Annotated in this window: 11 protein-coding genes; 7 read left to right on the top strand and 4 right to left on the bottom strand. The window is 66.3% G+C overall.

What is annotated here, in order from left to right:
• Window positions 1–106 precede the first annotated feature (106 nt).
• Together C0481_RS02355 and C0481_RS02350 are read left to right on the top strand one after the other, a co-directional pair.
• Window positions 107–454 carry an antitoxin Xre/MbcA/ParS toxin-binding domain-containing protein gene (locus C0481_RS02355; RefSeq protein ID WP_293400328.1) on the top strand — a complete coding sequence of 116 codons (348 nt, stop codon included), beginning with the start codon at window positions 107–109 and terminating at the stop codon, window positions 452–454.
• A gap of 17 nt (window positions 455–471) precedes the next feature.
• Entirely contained in the window at window positions 472–876 is a 405-nt protein-coding gene (locus C0481_RS02350; RefSeq protein WP_293400555.1) for an RES domain-containing protein, read from the top strand.
• A gap of 132 nt (window positions 877–1,008) precedes the next feature.
• Here C0481_RS02350 and C0481_RS02345 read toward each other — a convergent pair whose 3' ends face one another.
• Window positions 1,009–1,518: a hypothetical protein gene (locus C0481_RS02345; protein WP_293400326.1), complete on the bottom strand. Its 510-nt coding sequence runs from the start codon at window positions 1,516–1,518 to the stop codon at window positions 1,009–1,011.
• Between the two features lie 374 nt (window positions 1,519–1,892).
• Here C0481_RS02345 and C0481_RS02340 point away from each other — a divergent pair, with 374 nt between their 5' ends.
• The 3 genes from C0481_RS02340 (at window position 1,893) to C0481_RS02330 (ending at window position 8,906) form a co-directional block, all read left to right on the top strand.
• A complete protein-coding gene (locus C0481_RS02340) occupies window positions 1,893–3,974 on the top strand; it encodes a tetratricopeptide repeat-containing sulfotransferase family protein (RefSeq protein ID WP_293400324.1) in 2,082 nt (693 codons plus the stop codon).
• Complete coding sequence (locus C0481_RS02335; protein WP_293400322.1) at window positions 3,971–5,122, top strand: glycosyl transferase family 8; 1,152 nt, start codon at window positions 3,971–3,973, stop codon at window positions 5,120–5,122. Before C0481_RS02340 ends, C0481_RS02335 begins: the two co-directional genes overlap by 4 nt.
• 112 nt (window positions 5,123–5,234) lie before the next feature.
• A complete protein-coding gene (locus C0481_RS02330; RefSeq protein WP_293400320.1) occupies window positions 5,235–8,906 on the top strand; it encodes an autotransporter domain-containing protein in 3,672 nt (1,223 codons plus the stop codon).
• A 95-nt stretch (window positions 8,907–9,001) separates the two neighbouring features.
• Here C0481_RS02330 and C0481_RS21845 read toward each other — a convergent pair whose 3' ends face one another.
• Together C0481_RS21845 and C0481_RS02325 are read right to left on the bottom strand one after the other, a co-directional pair.
• Window positions 9,002–9,505, bottom strand: a complete 504-nt coding sequence (locus C0481_RS21845) for an RES domain-containing protein (RefSeq protein WP_363223061.1) — start codon at window positions 9,503–9,505, stop codon at window positions 9,002–9,004.
• Window positions 9,506–9,569: 64 nt separating this feature from the next.
• Window positions 9,570–9,848, bottom strand: a complete 279-nt coding sequence (locus C0481_RS02325) for a hypothetical protein (RefSeq protein ID WP_293400318.1) — start codon at window positions 9,846–9,848, stop codon at window positions 9,570–9,572.
• A gap of 829 nt (window positions 9,849–10,677) precedes the next feature.
• On the opposite strand from C0481_RS02325, the gene C0481_RS02320 reads away from it, so the two are divergent.
• Window positions 10,678–11,295, top strand: coding sequence for a DsbA family protein (locus C0481_RS02320; protein ID WP_293400317.1), 618 nt, complete (start codon window positions 10,678–10,680; stop codon window positions 11,293–11,295).
• A 442-nt stretch (window positions 11,296–11,737) separates the two neighbouring features.
• On the opposite strand, the gene C0481_RS02315 is transcribed toward C0481_RS02320, so the two are convergent.
• Window positions 11,738–12,421, bottom strand: coding sequence for a 4'-phosphopantetheinyl transferase superfamily protein (locus C0481_RS02315; RefSeq protein WP_293400316.1), 684 nt, complete (start codon window positions 12,419–12,421; stop codon window positions 11,738–11,740).
• 362 nt (window positions 12,422–12,783) lie between these two features.
• On the opposite strand from C0481_RS02315, the gene C0481_RS02310 reads away from it, so the two are divergent.
• A complete protein-coding gene (locus C0481_RS02310; protein WP_293400315.1) occupies window positions 12,784–17,142 on the top strand; it encodes a MupA/Atu3671 family FMN-dependent luciferase-like monooxygenase in 4,359 nt (1,452 codons plus the stop codon).
• The last annotated feature ends 11 nt before the right edge of the window (window positions 17,143–17,153 follow it).

Here is a 17,153-nt window from a genome sequence, read left to right as displayed (position 1 = left end):
CCCGTGAGGTTCAAAGCGCGCCGGGCGAATGCCGGTGCGGCCAGGCGCTCAGTGACTGGCCAGCTATTCGCCGCTGGACGTGCGGCATACTGCAGGAGGCGCCCCCGTGGCCGCTGTCGCCAACATCCAGGAACTGCTCGGGGGCGAACTCGTGGCCGATCGCCGCGCCAGCCGGCTCGAACTCGTGCGCCAGGCCCGCAAGGGCCTGCCGCCGGTCGCGGTGGAAGATGTCCTGTTAACGACCCATTTGCGCTCTCCGGCGATCGAAGCCTACGCCGTGCCCCGGCGCACCTTCAATCATCGCCGAGACGCCGGCCAACAGGCGATGATCTGGCTAGGGCGGCCCAATCGCGTACTTTCCGGCGAAGCGCCGCTTTCACTGGCCGACACCGACATCGGCTCTCAGCGCGTCGAGCGGTCTCTGTGTCGGATCGCCCACGGTCCGGCCGCTTGATCGTCCATCGCTTGACGATGGCCCCCGTCGCCGGTCTGGACGGGGAGGGCGCGCGCCTATTCGGCGGGCGTTGGAACTCGCCTGGACGACCTATGATCTATACGGCGGCCAGCCCCAGCCTGGCGGTTCTCGAAGTGCTGGTGCGTTTCGACCTGCCGCCGGAGCTTCTACGGAACGACTACCGTCTACTATCCATCCATGTTCCCGACGACGCCCCAGTCCTTGAACTGGAAGACCTACCCGGTGATCCGCGCGCGGTCGGCGACGACTTTCTGAGCCGAGGCGAGGCGCTGGTGCTCCGAGCCCCGAGCGCGGTCGTCCCGCAGGAGCGAAACAGTCTCGTCAATCCGCGCCATCCAGCGGCCGCATTACTGCGCCTGCAGGCCAATGAGCCGTTCAAGTTCGATCCAAGGCTGTTCTGATCTTGAGGCCCGCGAGGCGGTTCACCGGCGGCGTGGCTCACCATTCCGGCAAAGCACGAACGAGAGGCGATCTGGGAGGTTGCGAGCGGAGCTGAGCCATGCGCAACTTGCTTGGCTCGCGGATGCGCTGATCTAGCGTGCGCTCCTCAGCACAGCCTCCGATCTCTCACTCAACGCCGTGTATATGAAGTAGGTGCGAAGGCTGGGCTCTGCGGCCTCATCGGTGGCCATCATCAGGCCTGTCTTCCGAGCGAGCGGGGCGACGTCGAGAACACGCGGCGTCATGGCGCCGCCCGGCCGGAGAAACTCCTCGGCCGCGTCGTAATAGGCCGCCTTCTCATCCCGCGTGGCGGCCGTCCAAGCTTGGTCCAAGCTCTCCTGCCCAACTCCGAACTCCTGGGCGAGGGCTACGGCGGCCGCTGACTTGTGCAGTGCGGCCACCACTGATCCGACCAATGGCAAATCGGCGGCTGAGTAGGACCGGCCAGCGCATTGTGGTGTGACGACAGAGGCCGCCGCCTTAAACGAGGTAGGCGTGGGCTGCCGGGCAAGGGCGCTGATGAGGGCCTCCCGCCGGACGCTGACGGGCACAGCCAGAAGTATGCAACCGCCGATTCCCTGCGGCGACTTGAGTTCGCGCATTGCCGCGTCACGGGCCGTCGCACTCACTGCGGCGGGTGCAGCCGTAGCGCCAAGGGCAATCGCCGAGAGGGCCGCTCCCAACCACAACGCATGCCAAGTCCTGCGCGCGTGTCGCCGTGCGGACATCGCATTGCTCCAGGCCAGGGATCCTGTCGTCGAGGTTGTAGCTTTACTCAAGCCCTGTCCAGAATCTTGGTGGAGGGCAGACTGACCGCAACCGCTCGGACGAGTCGACTTGGGCGCTTCCGACCGGCCCGCGTTCCGCAACACCTCCTCACCCGCGGCTGATTGTGATTGATCTTGCTCGCGGAGCTCAACGAGCCCGCATTCATCGGTTGATGCGGAGAATCCGAATCCGCTAATCGCACGATCCGATGGCTCGCAAATCGGCTCCCACCGCTCAACCCTCCGTCCTCAGCATTCAGGAAGCGCTCCAGCGTGCTAACGACCACTGGAACGCCGGGCAGGCCGAGCAGGCCGAACAGTTGTGCCAGCAGGTCCTCGCGGTGTGGCCAGGCCAAGCCGACGCGCTCCATATCCTCGGCCTGATGGCGCATGCCTATGGCAATCTCGACCTGGCCATCCAGCACGTACAGCAGGCGTGTCTCGCGCCGCGCGCGCCCGCGCTCTATCTAAGCAATCTCGCTGAACTAAAGCGCCAGGGCGGCGATCTACCGGGCGCGGCGGCGGCCGGCCGGCGGGCGACGGCCCTGGATCCGCATCTGGCCTCAGCCTGGAACAATCTGGGGGTGATCCTGCAGGAGATGGGAGAGCTTACGGAAAGCGTCGCCTGTCTGGAACGCGTCGTCCACCTGCAGCTCGACAACGCCGCTGCGCACAATAATCTCGGCAACTCCCACCTGCGTCTCGGCGACCTTGAGAAGGCGCGGCTGAGCTACACGCGGGCGCTCGAGCTGAATTCAGCCTATGCCGAAGCTGAAAGCAACATGGCCTTTCTGCTGAACGAGCTTGGCCAGTACGACGCGGCGGCTGAGGCCGCGCGGCGCGCCATCGAACTCAACCCAAGGCTGCCCGAGGCCTACATCAACCTGGCTGGATGCGAGTTGCGGCGCCACCGCCCGGGCGAGGCGCTGCGCCGGCTCGACGCCTTGCTGTCTTTCGCCCCTGATCATGCGGGCGCTCTGGCCGCGCAGGCGCGCATTCTCTGGCGGACAGACCGACTGGAACGCGCGCTGGATGCGGCCCGGCGGGCCGTGACGGCCGGCCCGAACAGCGCCGACACGCATAACGCCCTGGGCGAAATCCTGCAGGCCGCGAGCCGCCAGGATGAAGCCTTAGCCGCCTTCGAAACGGCCGCGCGGCTGCCGGGCGGCCGGGCCGACGCCCTGGTCAATCGGGCCAACCTGCTGATGCAGCTCGGCCGCCTGACGGAGGCGCTGTCGGGTTTCGATGTCGTGCTCGCCGAACGGCCGGACTTCGCCCGCGCCTGGATCAATCGGGCGGAACTTAAGCGGTTTGAGGCGGCTGATCCGGACATCACCCAGATGGAAATGCTGGTGGGCGGCCCTGCGAGTTTCGACGACCGGACGGGACTGCACTTCGCGCTGGGCAAGGCCTATCTCGACGCGAACCAACCCGGCGCGGCGTTCGAGCACCTGGCCGCCGGCAACCACATGAAGCGCTCCACCTTCACCTTCGACGTGGAGGCCGCTGGCGAGCACATGCGCGACATCGCGCGCACGTTCACGCGAGAACGGCTCGACGCCCTGGCCGAGACGGGTCAGGCCTCAGAAATGCCGATCTTCGTTGTCGGCATGCCGCGTACGGGCGGCGCCCTGATCGAACAGATCCTCGCGTCTCACCCCGCCGTCCACGGCGCCGGCGAACTGTCGGCGCTCGAAGCGTTGGTCGGCGGCCTCGACGGCTATCCGTCATGCATCGAAACGCTCGGGCCCGACCGTTTCGCCGAGCTGGGAGCGGCCTATCTGGCCCGCGTTCGGCCGCTCGCATCCGGGCGTCGCCACGTGGTGGACAAGATGCCCTCCAACTACCTTCACGCGGGCCTGATCAGGGCGATCCTGCCGCGGGCGAGGATCATCCATTGCCGCCGCGGCTCCATGGACACCTGCCTGTCGATCTACAGCAAGCTGTTCACGGGCGAACAGAAGTTCGCCTACGACCTTGCTGAACTCGGGCGTTATTATCGCCACTACCAGGCGCTCACCGACCATTGGCGCGCGGTGCTCCCGGCCGAGCGGTTCATCGAGGTGGACTACGAAGCCGTGGTGGAGGATCCGGAGGGCCAGACTCGGCGGCTGCTGGCGGCGCTCGGTCTTCCCTGGGACGATCGCTTCTACGACACCCGGCGCCTGGCGCAGACCTCCAGCTTCGCGCAGGTGCGCCAGCCGATCTACAAGACCTCGGCCGGCCGCTGGAAAGCCTATGCTTCGCACCTGCAACCGCTATTGACGGCGCTTGGCGGACTAGCGTCATGACCGCCCCGGACCAGATCTCCGAGGAGGCTATTCGCGAACTCATGAACGCCGGCCGCCATGCGCAGGCCGAGGGCGTGCTGCGCGCGCAACTGACGGCTGACGCGGCGCCGATAAACCTCATACGCCTGCTGGCGCTCGCCGTGCGGGCGCAGGGGCGCATCGCCGAGGCCCGCGATCTTCAGCTCCAGATCGTGGATTGGCTGCCAGGCGACTTCACCGCTCGCTTCGATCTGGCGGAAAGCCTGTTGCTGCTCGGCGACTTCGAGCGCGGGTGGCGGGAGTATCAGTGGCGCTACCGAATGCCTCACACGGCGGGCATCGAGCGTAAAGTGCAGCGTCCACGCTGGGATGGCGCGCCCATGCTAGGCCAGACCCTGCTGATCCATGACGAACAGGGCTTTGGCGATACGCTCCAGTTCCTGCGGATGGCGCCTGAGGCCAAGGCGCGCAGCGGCGCGCGCGTGGTCCTGGAAGTGGCGCCCGAACTCTTGTCCCTGGCCGAGCGCATGACCGGCGTCGACGCCGTCACCGCGCGCGGCAGCCTTCCGCCGGCCTTCGACCGGCATTGCGAGCTGATGTCCCTTCCCATGGTGACGCGGTTGGCCATGAGCGATCTTCCGGGCCAGGCGCCCTATCTCAAGCCAGATCCAAGGCGCGTGGCGACCTGGCGAGCGCGGCTCGCCGCGCTGCCGCGCCCGCTGGTGGCTCTGGTCTGGGCTGGGCGGCCGACCCACGCCAATGACGCCAACCGTTCGATGAGCCTGGCGGACTTCGCGCCGCTGGCTGAATTGGACCTGACATTTCTGGCGGTTCAGAAGGGACCGAAGGCCGTCGAGGCTCTCTCGCCGCCGACCGGGCTAAGGGTCCAGTCTCTGGATCGGGAGATCCAGGACTTCGAGGATACGGCGGCGATACTGAGCATCGCCGACCTCTTGGTGTCGGTGGACTCCTCGCCGGTGCATCTGGCCGGGGCCTTGGGTCGTCCTGCATGGGTGCTGCTCCCGTTCGTGCCCGATTGGCGCTGGCTGCTCGATCGCCACGACAGCCCTTGGTATCCGAGCCATCGACTGCTGCGCCAGACGGCGCCGGGCGACTGGACCTCGGTGATCGAAGAACTCGGGCGTGGGCTCACCCGACTCGCCCGCTGACCCCAGCCCCTGGGGGCGATCCGACAAATTCCAAGTCTTGCGCTCGCGTTAGCAACTTAGCGACGATTTCGTAGGCAAGGCACGATCTGTAGATGTGCTTTTGGGGCGGGTTATGGGGCGTATGACGAGCGGGCGCGGCAAGCGCTTTGGCCGAGTGCAATGGCTTGCGGGAGCCTCACTCCTGGCCGTAGGGGCGAACCTAGGCGGGGCGCAGCCCGCCGCCGCAGCAGCGTGCATCAATCTTAGTACTAACTCGACGGTCGTCGGTGACGTCAACGACTGCATCGCCTGGATCGGCGGCAATCTGACGTTCACGAACGCGGGGACGATCGCTTCGAATGTCTATGCGCCCGGAACGCTGGCCGCGCTCATCACGGCGGGAACGGTCGGCACCTTCCTAAGCAGCGGCCTCGTCCGGCTGAACGGCACCATCTCGGGCGACGGATCGATTGCGGCGGCCTTCCTTGCCGGAGCCGGGACGGTGAGCGCCGCCAACAATAACGGCACGATCAGCGCCGTCGGCACGATCGCCAGCGGAGCTGGGTTCAACAACGTCATCGCCGGCCTGTCCACGGCTGGCAATGGCAACGTCGGCTCCCTGGCCAATACCGGCCTCATCAGCACCACCGGCGTCGTCCAGATCACGGGCGCAGCCCCGGGCGGCAGCGCTCGGAATCTGGTGGCAGGCGTCGCCAACATGGGCGGCGGCACGATCACGACCTTCACAAACTCCGGCGTGGTTTCCCTCGACGCGACCGTCCAAGACGGAGAGAACCGACTTGGGGCCGTCGTCAATCTGGGCGTCATCCAAACCTTGAGCAATCAGGGGCACCTAGTCGCATCCTCCTCTGGGACCTTGGGCTCGGCCGCCGGCCTGCTCAATGCAGGCATGATCGGGGCTCTGCAGAACAGCGGCGCCATCTCCGGCGACCGCGCCGTTGCGAACAGCGGAACAATCTTCTCGCTCGTCAACAACGGGGTGATGTCTGCCAATCAGATTGGTCTGGTCAATGACGGATACATCGCAACCCTAAGCAACAGCGGCACCATCATCGCCCCCACGGCCCTGGCCTATGGATCGACGGCCGTTATGACTGGGCTCCAGAACAGCGGCTTGATCGCAGGCGACATTCAGAACGACACAGCGAGCAATCTCATCATCGCCGGCGGCTCAGGCGCGACCATCGGCACGCTGACGGGCGTCAGCGCAGGGATCGGCCAGTCGGACATGGGATCGATCGTCAACACAAACTCGGACCTCGTCCTCGCGTCCGGCAACCTTCTGTTGAACGACCACGTCGACGTTACGGGCCACACTCTGGCCAACAGCGCAACCCTCTCGCTCGCCAACAACGTCACCGTCACCGGCGCCTACCGCTTGTCCGGCGGAACCATGTCCGGCGGCTCACTCTCCGCTACGGCCGGCTTCGATCTGCGGTCCGGCGAGGTGAGCAGCATCCTGGCCGGCGCCGCTGGTGCTACGAAGAACACCGCCGGCGTGGTCATTCTGTCGGGAGTCAACACCTACACCGGCGGCACGACAATCACGGGCGGCGCGCTGCAGATCTCGTCCAACGCGAACCTCGGCGCGGCCAGCGGCGATCTGGTCCTGAACGGCGGCGTGCTGGCGACCACGGCGGATATCGTCACGACGCGGGCGGTGACCCTGATCGGGAGCAGCGGCTTCGATGTGGCCAGCGGCGTGGAGCTGCAACTGGACGGCGCAGCCTCCGGCGCTGGAGGCCTGACCAAGCTGGGCGCCGGGACCCTGATCCTGTCCGACGTCAACGCCTACAGCGGCGGCACGACGATCACCTCGGGCGCGCTTCAGCTCGGGGCCGGCGGAACCACCGGCTCGATCGTCGGCGACGTCGTCAATAACAGCGCCCTGGTCTTCAATCGCGCGAACGCGATGAGCCTCTCCGGGGTGATTTCAGGAACCGGGCGCGTTGAACAACTTGGCTCTGGCGTAACCATGCTGACCGCGGTCAACAGCTATACCGGCGGCACGACGATCACCGACGGGACCTTGGTCGGCGCGGCGGCCGGCTTCGGCGGCGGAACGGTGCTGAACAATGCCGCGCTGGTGATCGACCAGGCGGCCGACGCCAGCTTCGCCAATGCGATCAACGGCTCGGGTCGTCTCACCAAGACGGGCGCGGGCGTTCTGAAGCTCACCGGGACCAGCAGCCTGACCGGCCCGACCAGCGTCGAGGAGGGCAAGCTCTCGGTCAACGGCTCACTGGCCGGATCTGCGGTGACGGTGTTCTCGGGGGCGGCGCTTGGCGGCTCGGGCACGGTCGGCTCGACCACGATCAGGGCGGGCGGGACCATCGCTCCGGGCAATTCGATCGGCACGCTCAGGGTCAACGGCGACCTCGTCCTCGCGCCGGGCTCGACCTATGCGGCCGAGATCGCCGCCGACGGGGGGGGAGACCAGATTTCGGTAACGGGAACGGCGACGTTGACCGGCGCCAACGTCGTCCTGACCACGCTCGATCCCGAGATCAGCTACCAGTCCGGCCAACGCTACAGCCTGGTGAGCGCGGGAAGCGGGATTATCGGAAGCTTCGCCGGCGTGACCAGCGCCTCCAGCTTCCTCGACCTCGCCCTCGACCCATCAACCGGCGGGGTCGCGCTTTCGATCAGCATCAAGGGCGGAGAAACCGGCGGCGGAGCCCCTGTGGTGTTCCAGACGGCGGCGCAGACGGCGAACCAATACGCCACCGCGCTCGCCCTCAACGCGCTGCCGCAGACAGGCGAGACGCTCGGTCTCTACAACAGCCTGCTGGTGCTCGACGGCGAAGCCGCTCGTGGCGCTTTTGACCAGCTCTCCGGCGAGATCCACGCGTCTACGAGGGCGGCCCTGATCGAGGAGAGCGGCCTGTTGCGCGCGACCGGCATCGAGCGCCTGCGATCGGCCTTCGGCGCCGTCGGCGCGGCCCCGGCGCCCAGCGGCGGATCCTATGTCGGCTGGGGTCAGGCCTATGGTTCCTGGGGCCACGTCGACGCCACGGGCGGCACAGCCAAGCTGAAGCGCTCGACCGGCGGCCTATTGTTCGGCGGGGACGTCGCGGTGAAGAACGGCCTGCGCCTCGGCGCCCTGGCCGGCTTCAGCCAGTCCGAGTTCGAACTCGACAAGCGCATGTCCTCGATCGAGAGCGACAACTACCATCTGGGCGTCTATGGCGGCGGGCAGTGGGGCGCGGTCGGCGTGCGCCTTGGCGCCAGCCGGAGCTGGCATGACCTCGAGACCCGCAGATCCGTTGCCTTCGCCGGTTTCAACGACCGAATGGGGGCCGACCACCGGGCCGAGACGACCCAGGCCTTCGGCGAGATCGGCTACCGGATCGACGCCGGTGAGGCGGCGCTTGAGCCGTTCGCCGGCCTGGCCGCGGTCCGGCTTCAGGCCGACGACCTGCACGAACTTGGCGGCGCCGCGGCGCTCACCGGGCACAGTGAGGACGTCGATGTCGGCGTCTCAACGCTCGGCGTGCGCGCCGCGGGCGGGGCCCAGGTCTCGAACATGAACCTAACCGTGCGAGGAACCCTGGCCTGGCGGCATGCGGTCGGCGATCTCGACCCGGCCGCCACGCTCGCCTTCTCAGGCGGAGACGCTTTCTCGATTGTCGGCGCGCCGATCGCCGAGAACGCCGCGTTGATCGAGACCGGGTTCGACCTGCGCTCGGAGAAGAACGTCACGCTCGGAGCCTCATACCGCGGCCAGATCGCCAAGGACGCGCAGGACCACGCCTTCCACCTCGACCTCGCCGTCAGATTCTGACGGCGAGACGTGGCGGGCCGCGTTGCACTTGAAGGGGCAAGTGGCGGCCCCTTCGCGGCTCTGGCGCCCGATCACCGTGCTCTTCGCTCAAGGCGCTAAACCAACCTCGTAGAGGTCCGCCACTCGCCAGAACCAATCGTAATCGCGCCGAAGCTCCCCGACTGGCGGATCGGGGCTGTCGAACAGCGCATAGCAGAGCTCGGAAGGGTCATGGCGCGCCGTGTAGGCGACTTTGCGGGGTGGTCGCGCAAGGCACGCGACCAAGTCTGGGGGATATCGTAGGGCGGATCGCCATGCGGCACAGCTGCGGTTGCCCCTAGTGGGGCGAGCCGCCGACCATCGAACTCCACCACCCTCAGCGGGCGAAGCACCTTCAGCCGAGGGTATCCTTTGTTGTCCAACAGGCCGGGATCGATGTCCCGACGGCCCGGCGATCGCAGAAACCTCTCGACGAAGGCCCCAGGCTCCGCCTTGGCGGCATAGAGTAAGCCATAGCTCGCATCTGGAGCGTTGAACCGCCCCTGCAGCGACTGATCGGAGTAGATGGGATCAAAGCGCCGCGCGCCATCTCCGAGCGTGTAAGAAGCGATGGATAACAACGCCCATCTCGATCTCCAGCAGGTGAAGCGTATGGCTGGCCAGATCGCTGGGGGGAGGGGGCGCTCACGCCCCCTGCACGCCGATGCTCTGCGCAGCGACGAGAACCGGCTCCACTTTACCGTCCCGCAAGAGGTCGATCGGCCGACGCCCTCCCAGACGGTCGTTGTCGTTGACCAGGAAGTTCAGCACAGCCCAGGGGCTCGAGAAGTTCAAAGCAGCCTGCACGCCCTTCAGTCCGTCGACGACGCTGCCATCTCGATTGAACTGGATGGTGGGGAAATGCCGATGGCCGCTCGGCCCCGGAACCGCCAGAAGCGCCCCGTCGTGGACCCGCTTGTCCACGGCCTGGCGTGTGACCCCGTTTAGCAACCTGCGGACTTCATCGACATCGTAGGCGCCGCCCGACGCTCGCAGATCCTGAGCGGCCGCCGCCTTGCCGCGCAGGATCGTCTTTGCGCGCGCATCCGGCCGAAAGGCCTCCGCCTCGATGCGGCTCCTGCTCTGTTCCCGCGCGCGCTGGCCGATGTGGTGACAAAAGCATCTACGCCCTTGAGATCCCGGGCGCGCCGTTCGTGAGTGACTACAAGTGGGGCGGCCAGGCCCATAAGGTCGTGGAGAGCGTCGCCGGCGCGCCGGCGACACCGGCTACCGTGCCTCCCCAGTGAGCACATCGAGAGCACGCAGGGGCAGCCGACGAAGGCGAATAGGGCGACGAAGGATGGCTACCGCCGTCGCGTTGTCGCCCTCCAAGGGACGCTCTTCGCGTCCGCGCCTGGCGGTGCTGAACACGTTGCGTGTGCCGGGTCGCTCAACTGTTGCCTGATCCTACGGGCACCGTGCCGGATGGCTTGAGTGCTCCCCGTTTCAGCAAGCCGACCTAACGTTGTCGCGAGCTGTGGGCTGGCGGGCATGTCGGCTGCCCATGTAAGCGCCATCGAAGACCAATGCGGGGAGCCACTTTCCAGCCCTTCAATTAGTAGGCGGCCGAGCGGAAAGGGCCTGAGCGCTTCCGGTTGGCCATCATCCGCACTGGCAAACGCGCGGGCGCGCCTTTCGGGCCTTTAGACCTAAGCCTCGCCTGCGTCATCGAGGACGGGCCTCCAGGGGGCCAGATCGGCGCTTGCCGTTACAGCCTCAATCTGACTTTTGAGGCTCCGTCCTGGAGTTCCTCATGCTTTTCCGCTGCGCCGCCGCCCTTGCGATCGCCCTCCTTCTTTGCACGCCAGTCAATGCTGCCGAGGTAGGTTTTAGGGACTTGCTGCGCAATCCTGGCACGCCGCTGGCGGGCGCATCGGACGCCGACGTCATCATCGTCATGTACGCCGATTACAACTGCGGCTACTGTAAGCGAATGGAGCCCGTTTTAGCCTCTGCGCTGAAGACGGACAGCCGCCTGGCCGTGGTGCACAAGGAATGGCCCATCTTTGGCGGGGCGTCGGCGTATGCCGCGCGAGTGGCGCTGGCGGCGAACTATCAGGGGCGGTACGACGCGGTGCACAGTGCCTTCATGCGCTCGCCTACACGGTTGAGCGACGAGGACATTGTCGACGCCATCGCCAAGAAGGCCGGTGTCGATTGGGCGAGGCTCTCAAACGACATGATGGTCCACCGCCGGGACATCGACGCCATTCTGGCACGAAATGCACGCGAGGCGTCTCTCTTGGCGCTTGAGGGAACCCCAGGCTTGGTGATCAACGGCTATTTGCTGCGCGGTGCGCTATCGGACGATCAGTTGAAGCAAGTGCTTCAGAAAATTCGTGCGGCGGAGACGTCGCCTTCAACTAGTTAGTCGCTCGCATTTTTTGGCGACCTGTCCGCCTGGTGCCATCAGCGGAAGTTGGGTGGCAGCCGATAAGCGGACACTAGATGAGGTCCGCTCGCGCGAACCTCAGCCTCGCCCGCTTCTGACCCGTTGCGGACGTTGGGACGGTCTGGCACCTAACGCCGACAAGGCCCGTGGATGATCGAACGAGCGATCCGAATTTGCCAACGGCTGACGAGTTCCTCTTTGGCCGAGGAATGACGATCGACGACTATTTCATCGACCCAATCGCCTCGACGCAACTAGCGTAACCACACGACGGCCGGGCCCCGGCCGCTAGCGCTTTCTAGGAATGGTTGCAAGCAAGTATGGCTCCATGGTAGGTTGCGAGGTGGAGCTCTCGCTCTGAGTATGGCGACGATTCAACGTCCCCAGAGCATCCGCCACTGATCCTGAAAGAGCCCGGCGCTTAGTACGCTCCCGACTCCGGGCTCCAGCTCCGGAAGGCGATCGAGCCTGTGGCTAGGGGTTCATCCCGTCGCGCAACGGCGCAACTCATCGCGCCGAGGCGAACATCGAGCAGATGAAAGTCATAGCGCGCGCCATCGTCGATGGTTGAAACCTCCCGCCATCGGTTGAAGTCCAGCGAGTGGAAGCCGACCGTGAGCCGCGAGGGGTCATAGGCGACCCCTTTGCCGAGAGATTTCAGGACGGCTTCCTTCCTGACCCACAGTTGCAGGTGATCGGCGTCCGCGAGATCGCGTTCGCGGCGTTCGGCCAGTTCCTCCGGCGACAGGACGTAGGTCATCTCATCGCGGGTTAGGGCAAGCGATCCGGTCTCCAGATCAATTCCGGTTTCACGCTCGAGATCCACCACGATCACGGCGAGATCATCCGAATGCGACAGGCTGAAATGCGGTCCGCCCGGAACGCTGGGCTTGCCCCATTCGTTCTTCACAAACGACAATTCAGAGGGGGAGCGCGTCAGATAGCTGGACATGACATTCCGAAGCGCGGCGTGCGCCACCAGATAGCGCCGTTGCAGGTGATCGAAATGAAAGGATCTCGCCTTGGCGAGTTCCTCCGGCGAAAGACAGGCTGTAAGCTCTTTCGTAACCGGAATGGAAAGATCAACTTGGATCAAGTCCAGCATGATTCAGCCCCCCCTGATCATCGTCAGCTGACCGCTTTCAGCGTCTCCGTTTACCGCTTTGGTTAAGTTGATTGGTTATTTCAGAAGTCATTAATTAATGTCTGTCTGATCTTATCGCTTTACCCGACCGTATTTCTGGAAAAGTTGTTAAGTGGCCTAACAATCGCGTGCCGTGCGGGCGTCGTACACGTTATTCTTTTCAGTATGTAACTAGACAATCTCTCCTGTCGCGGGAAAATCCTTGTCGGCCAGAATGGTCGAACCTTAGGCGGTTCCAAATGTCGAGGCAAAGCGCCTACTTTATTGGGGATGGCACGCTTCTGATCCGCTGCGCGGAAGCGTTCATAGAGACAGGCGGGCAGGTGGCCGGCATTGTCACGGCCGCCCCCCAGATCATCGTCTGGGCGCGGGAGCACGGTTATCGGTTGCTCGGCGCCCCGGTCCGACCGGAGCTGGAGCAAGCCGGGGCCGACTACCTCTTCAGCGTGGCGAACCTTGCGGTGCTGGCCCCTGAAACGCTGGCCTCCGCGCGGATGATGGCGATCAACTTCCACGATGGCCCGTTGCCGGGACGCGGTGGTCAGAACGCGCCGGCCTGGGCGATCCTCGAAGGCGCCGAAGAGCATGCCGTGACGTGGCATGAGATGGTGGAGGCGGTCGATGCGGGCCGCGCATTGAAGTCGCAGCGTTTCGCGATCGCGCCGAACGAGACGGCGTTCAGCCTGAATCTGCGCTGCTATGAGGCGGGCGAGGAAACCTTCCGTGAACTGCTGGCCGACCTTGCCGTCGGGCGGCTGAACGCGACGCCGTTGAGCGGGGACCGCGGCTGGTATGCGCGCGCCAAACGTCCCGCCAACTTCGGCGTTCTTGATCTGACGCGGCCCGCGAAGGAGCTCGGCCGGATCGTGCGGGCGCTGGATTTCGGCGCGCGCCGGAATCCTCTTGCCCTGCCCAAGGTGCTGATTGGCGACCGACTGGTGGCGGTCAGCAAACTCGAGCGCGCGTTGGACGCCAGGGGTGAGCCGGGCCGCGTCCTCGCTCTCGACGACAGCTCGATCACGTTGATGGCCGGGGACGGCGCGGTCGTGCTGACCGGCCTTTCCGACATGGACGGCGGGGCGCTTGATCCCAGGTCGCTGGGCGTCGCGGTCGGCGCCGTGCTGCCGCCGCTCGTTCCGGTCGAGGCTGCGACGCTGCGTAGCGTCGGCGTTTCGGAGGCCTTCTGGGAGGAGGCGCTCGAGAGCGCCAATCCGATCCAACTTCCCTATCCGCGCGACCATGCGGCCGATGCCGGCCAGGTCGCGTTGGACGTTGGACGGGTGTCTGCAGATGCGCTCGGCGCGGCGTGGGCTGCGTGGCTGGCGTCCCTCGCCAGCCAACCGCGCGTAACGCTGGCGGTGGAGGCTGAACCGGCCGGGGTCGCCTTGTCGCGCCGCTTCCCGGTCACGGTGGAGTTCGACCCCGCCGGCACGGCCCAGGCGGCGTTCGCGGCCTATGCGGAAGCCTTGAGCAAGGCGCGGGCGCATGCGCCGATGGCGGTCGACCTGCCATTGCGGCTTGGAGACGAAGCGGTCGTGCGGGGCGCCCTGGCCGCCCTGGGGACGGTGGTCGCCGATGGCCCGAGCGCCACGGACGCCGAGATGGCGCTGAGCGCCAATCCGGCGGCGATCAGGGTTCGCGCCGGCCTTTACGCACCCGACGTCCTGAGCGTGATCGCCGCGGACTTCAGCGCCTTCTGCAAGGCGTTTCTCGGCAGGCCGGACGCTGCGTTGTCCGCCATACCGCTGGGCGGCGACGCCGCGGCGACGGCTGCGGGCGGACCGGCGGAAAATCCGAACACGATCCATGCGCTGATCGCGCACGCCGCGCAGGAGTGGCCGGAGACCATCGCCGTCGAGGGCGGCGGCAGCAAACTCACCTATCGGGAGCTCGAGGAGCGGGCGACCGGCCTGGCCGGGGCCTTGGCCGCACGCGGCGCAGGGCCGGGCGCGGTGGTCGGCATCTATCTCGATCGCAGCGCCGATCTGGTGGTTTCCCTGCTGGCCGTTCTCAAGACTGGCGCAGCCTACCTGCCGCTCGACCCCTCCTATCCGTCAGATCGCGTCGCCTTCATGGTCGAAGACTCCGAGGCGGCGCTGGTGGTGGCCGACACGGGCGCCGCGCTGCCTGGCTTCCTCGACCCGGCGCGCGTGGTCTCGCACAAGGCTGCAGAGCCCTTCGCCGGCATGCAGGGCGCGGCGGGCGACATGGCCTACTTGATCTACACGTCCGGCTCGACCGGTCGGCCGAAGGGCGTGATGATCGAGCATCGCAATGTCACGAACTTCTTTGCAGGGATGGACGGCGCCGTGCCGCTTGAGCGCGGGGCGAGGCTTTTGGCCGTCACGTCCATGTCGTTCGACATCTCCGTGCTGGAGCTTCTGTGGACGCTGACGCGCGGCGCGACCATCGTTTTGCAGGTTTCGGGCGGCAAGGCGGACATTCCCGCCTTTTCACTGTTCTACTTCGCAGCCCAGTCAGGGGCGGCCGGCGCAGGCGCCTATCGCGTCCTGTTCGAGGGCGCGCAGTTCGCCGATCAGAACGGCTTCGAGGCGATCTGGACCCCAGAGCGGCATTTCCACGAGTTCGGCGGCCTGTATCCAAGCCCGGCGATCAGCGCCGCAGCGCTGGCGGGCATGACCAAGAACGTCAAGCTGCGGGCCGGTTCGGTGGTCGCGCCGCTGCATCATCCGGTGTCCATCGCCGAAAGCTGGGCGCTCGTCGACAACCTGTCGGGCGGGCGCGCGGGCATCGCGATCGCGTCTGGCTGGCAGCCGAACGACTTCATCCTGCGTCCCGAGAACTTCGCCGAGCGCAAGTCGATTGCGCTGGGCACGGTCCAGACTCTCCGGCGGCTGTGGGCCGGCGAAGCGGTGGAATTTCCCGGCCATGACGGCAAGCCGGTCGCGGTCAACATCCATCCGCGCCCGGTGCAGAAGGAAATTCCGGTCTGGATCACGGCGGCGGGCAACGCCGACACCTTCGCCGAGGCGGGACGCCTGGGGTGCGGCGTGCTCACCCATCTGCTTGGCCAGACCCTCGACGAACTGAAGGACAAGATCGCCGCCTATCGCCAGGCGCGCGCCCAGGCCGGTTTCGAAGGCGACGGCCATGTCGTGCTGATGATGCATTCGTTCGTCTCGGACGACGAGCAAACCGTGCTGGAAACCGCGCGCCAGCCGATGAAGTCCTATCTGAACAGCGCGGTCGACCTAGTGCGTCGGGCGTCGTGGACCTTCCCGACCTTCGTTTCGCGGGCGGAAGCCGCGGGCGGCAGCCCGCAGGATATCTTCGAGAGCGAGGACCTGACGCCGGAAGAGCTCGATGCGCTGCTCGACCATGCGTTCGAGCGGTACTATCGCCGCTCGGGCCTGTTCGGCACGCCGGAAACGGCGAAGGAGATCGTGCGCGACGTGACAGCCGCGGGCGTCGACGAGATCGCCTGCCTGATCGATTTCGGCATCGATTCCGAAACCGTGCTGGCGAACCTCAAGCACATTCGCGCGCTGATGAGCGAGCTCGAACGCGAGGGCGGCGTCGGCCATAAGAGTTCGGTGGCCGAGGACATCATTCAGAACGGCGTCACCCATCTGCAATGCACGCCTTCGATGGCCGCCTATCTCACCGCCGATGCGGCGGGCAAGCGCGCGCTCGGACAGCTCGATTGCCTGATGATCGGGGGCGAGGCGCTGCCGCCGGACCTCGCCCGCGACCTGCGCGCCGGGTTCGAGGGCCGTCTGCTCAACATGTACGGGCCGACCGAGACGACGATCTGGTCCTCGGTCGCATCGCTCGATGTCGTGGCCGAGCGGGTGCCGCTCGGCCAGCCGATCGCCAACACCAGCCTGAGCGTGCGCGTGGCCGGCGGGCAGGTCGCTCCGCGCATGGTGGAAGGCGAGCTGTGGATTTCGGGCGCAGGCGTTGCGCGCGGCTACTGGCGGCGGCCGGAGCTGACGGCTGAACGCTTTGTCGAACGCGATGGCCAGCGCTGGTATCGCACGGGCGACCTGGTGCGCATGCTGGGCGACGGAACGCTGGAGTTCCTGGGCCGGACCGACAACCAGGTGAAGATCCGAGGCCACCGTATCGAGCTGGGCGAGATCGAGGCGGTTATCGCCGAGTCCGACGCGGTCCGGCAGGTGGCGGTCAAGATGGCGGAGTTCGGCGCCAACGACATGCGTCTGGTCGCCTACGTCACGGCGGGCGCCTCGCAGCCGAGCGAGCGCGACTTGCGGGCGAGCCTGGCCGAAAAGCTGCCCGAGTTCATGCGCCCTTCGCAGATCGTCGTCCTGGACCGGATGCCGATGACGCCGAACGGCAAGATCGATCGTAAGGCCTTGCCGCTGCCCAAGGCCGTCGCTGAGCGCGGCGAAATGGTCGAGGCCACGGGCGATATGGAAGCGGCGGTGGCGGCGATCTGGAAGGACGCTCTTGGCCTTGAGGAGATCTCGGTCACCGAAAACGTCTTCGATCTCGGCGCGCACTCATTGCTGGTCGTACAGGTGCAGCGGCGCATGAAGGGGCATTTCGCGAGGGACATCGCCATCACGGACATCTTCCGGTTCCCGACGGTTCGCGCGATCGCGGCGCATCTATCCAGCGACGTCGGCTCGACCAACACCGCCGCCGACAGGGGCGCGGCGCGCGCCGCCGCTCGCCTGGCCAGAATGGGTCGCAGGTAGGATCAGGGGAG

Origin of the sequence: Phenylobacterium sp., assembly GCF_013822795.1 — a bacterium.
Classification (GTDB): domain Bacteria; phylum Pseudomonadota; class Alphaproteobacteria; order Caulobacterales; family Caulobacteraceae; genus Phenylobacterium.
This window is presented reverse-complemented; position numbering and strand designations above follow the sequence as displayed.

What these genes read in the sequence shown, in the direction of transcription:
- C0481_RS02315 (WP_293400316.1), bottom strand. Translation starts at nt 12,421, where the DNA reads ATGCTGGACTTGATCCAAGTTGATCTTTCCATTCCGGTTACGAAAGAG.
- C0481_RS02320 (WP_293400317.1), top strand. Translation starts at nt 10,678, where the DNA reads ATGCTTTTCCGCTGCGCCGCCGCCCTTGCGATCGCCCTCCTTCTTTGC.
- C0481_RS02330 (WP_293400320.1), top strand. Translation starts at nt 5,235, where the DNA reads ATGGGGCGTATGACGAGCGGGCGCGGCAAGCGCTTTGGCCGAGTGCAA.
- C0481_RS02335 (WP_293400322.1), top strand. Translation starts at nt 3,971, where the DNA reads ATGACCGCCCCGGACCAGATCTCCGAGGAGGCTATTCGCGAACTCATG.
- C0481_RS02340 (WP_293400324.1), top strand. Translation starts at nt 1,893, where the DNA reads ATGGCTCGCAAATCGGCTCCCACCGCTCAACCCTCCGTCCTCAGCATT.
- C0481_RS02345 (WP_293400326.1), bottom strand. Translation starts at nt 1,518, where the DNA reads ATGCGCGAACTCAAGTCGCCGCAGGGAATCGGCGGTTGCATACTTCTG.
- C0481_RS02350 (WP_293400555.1), top strand. Translation starts at nt 472, where the DNA reads ATGGCCCCCGTCGCCGGTCTGGACGGGGAGGGCGCGCGCCTATTCGGC.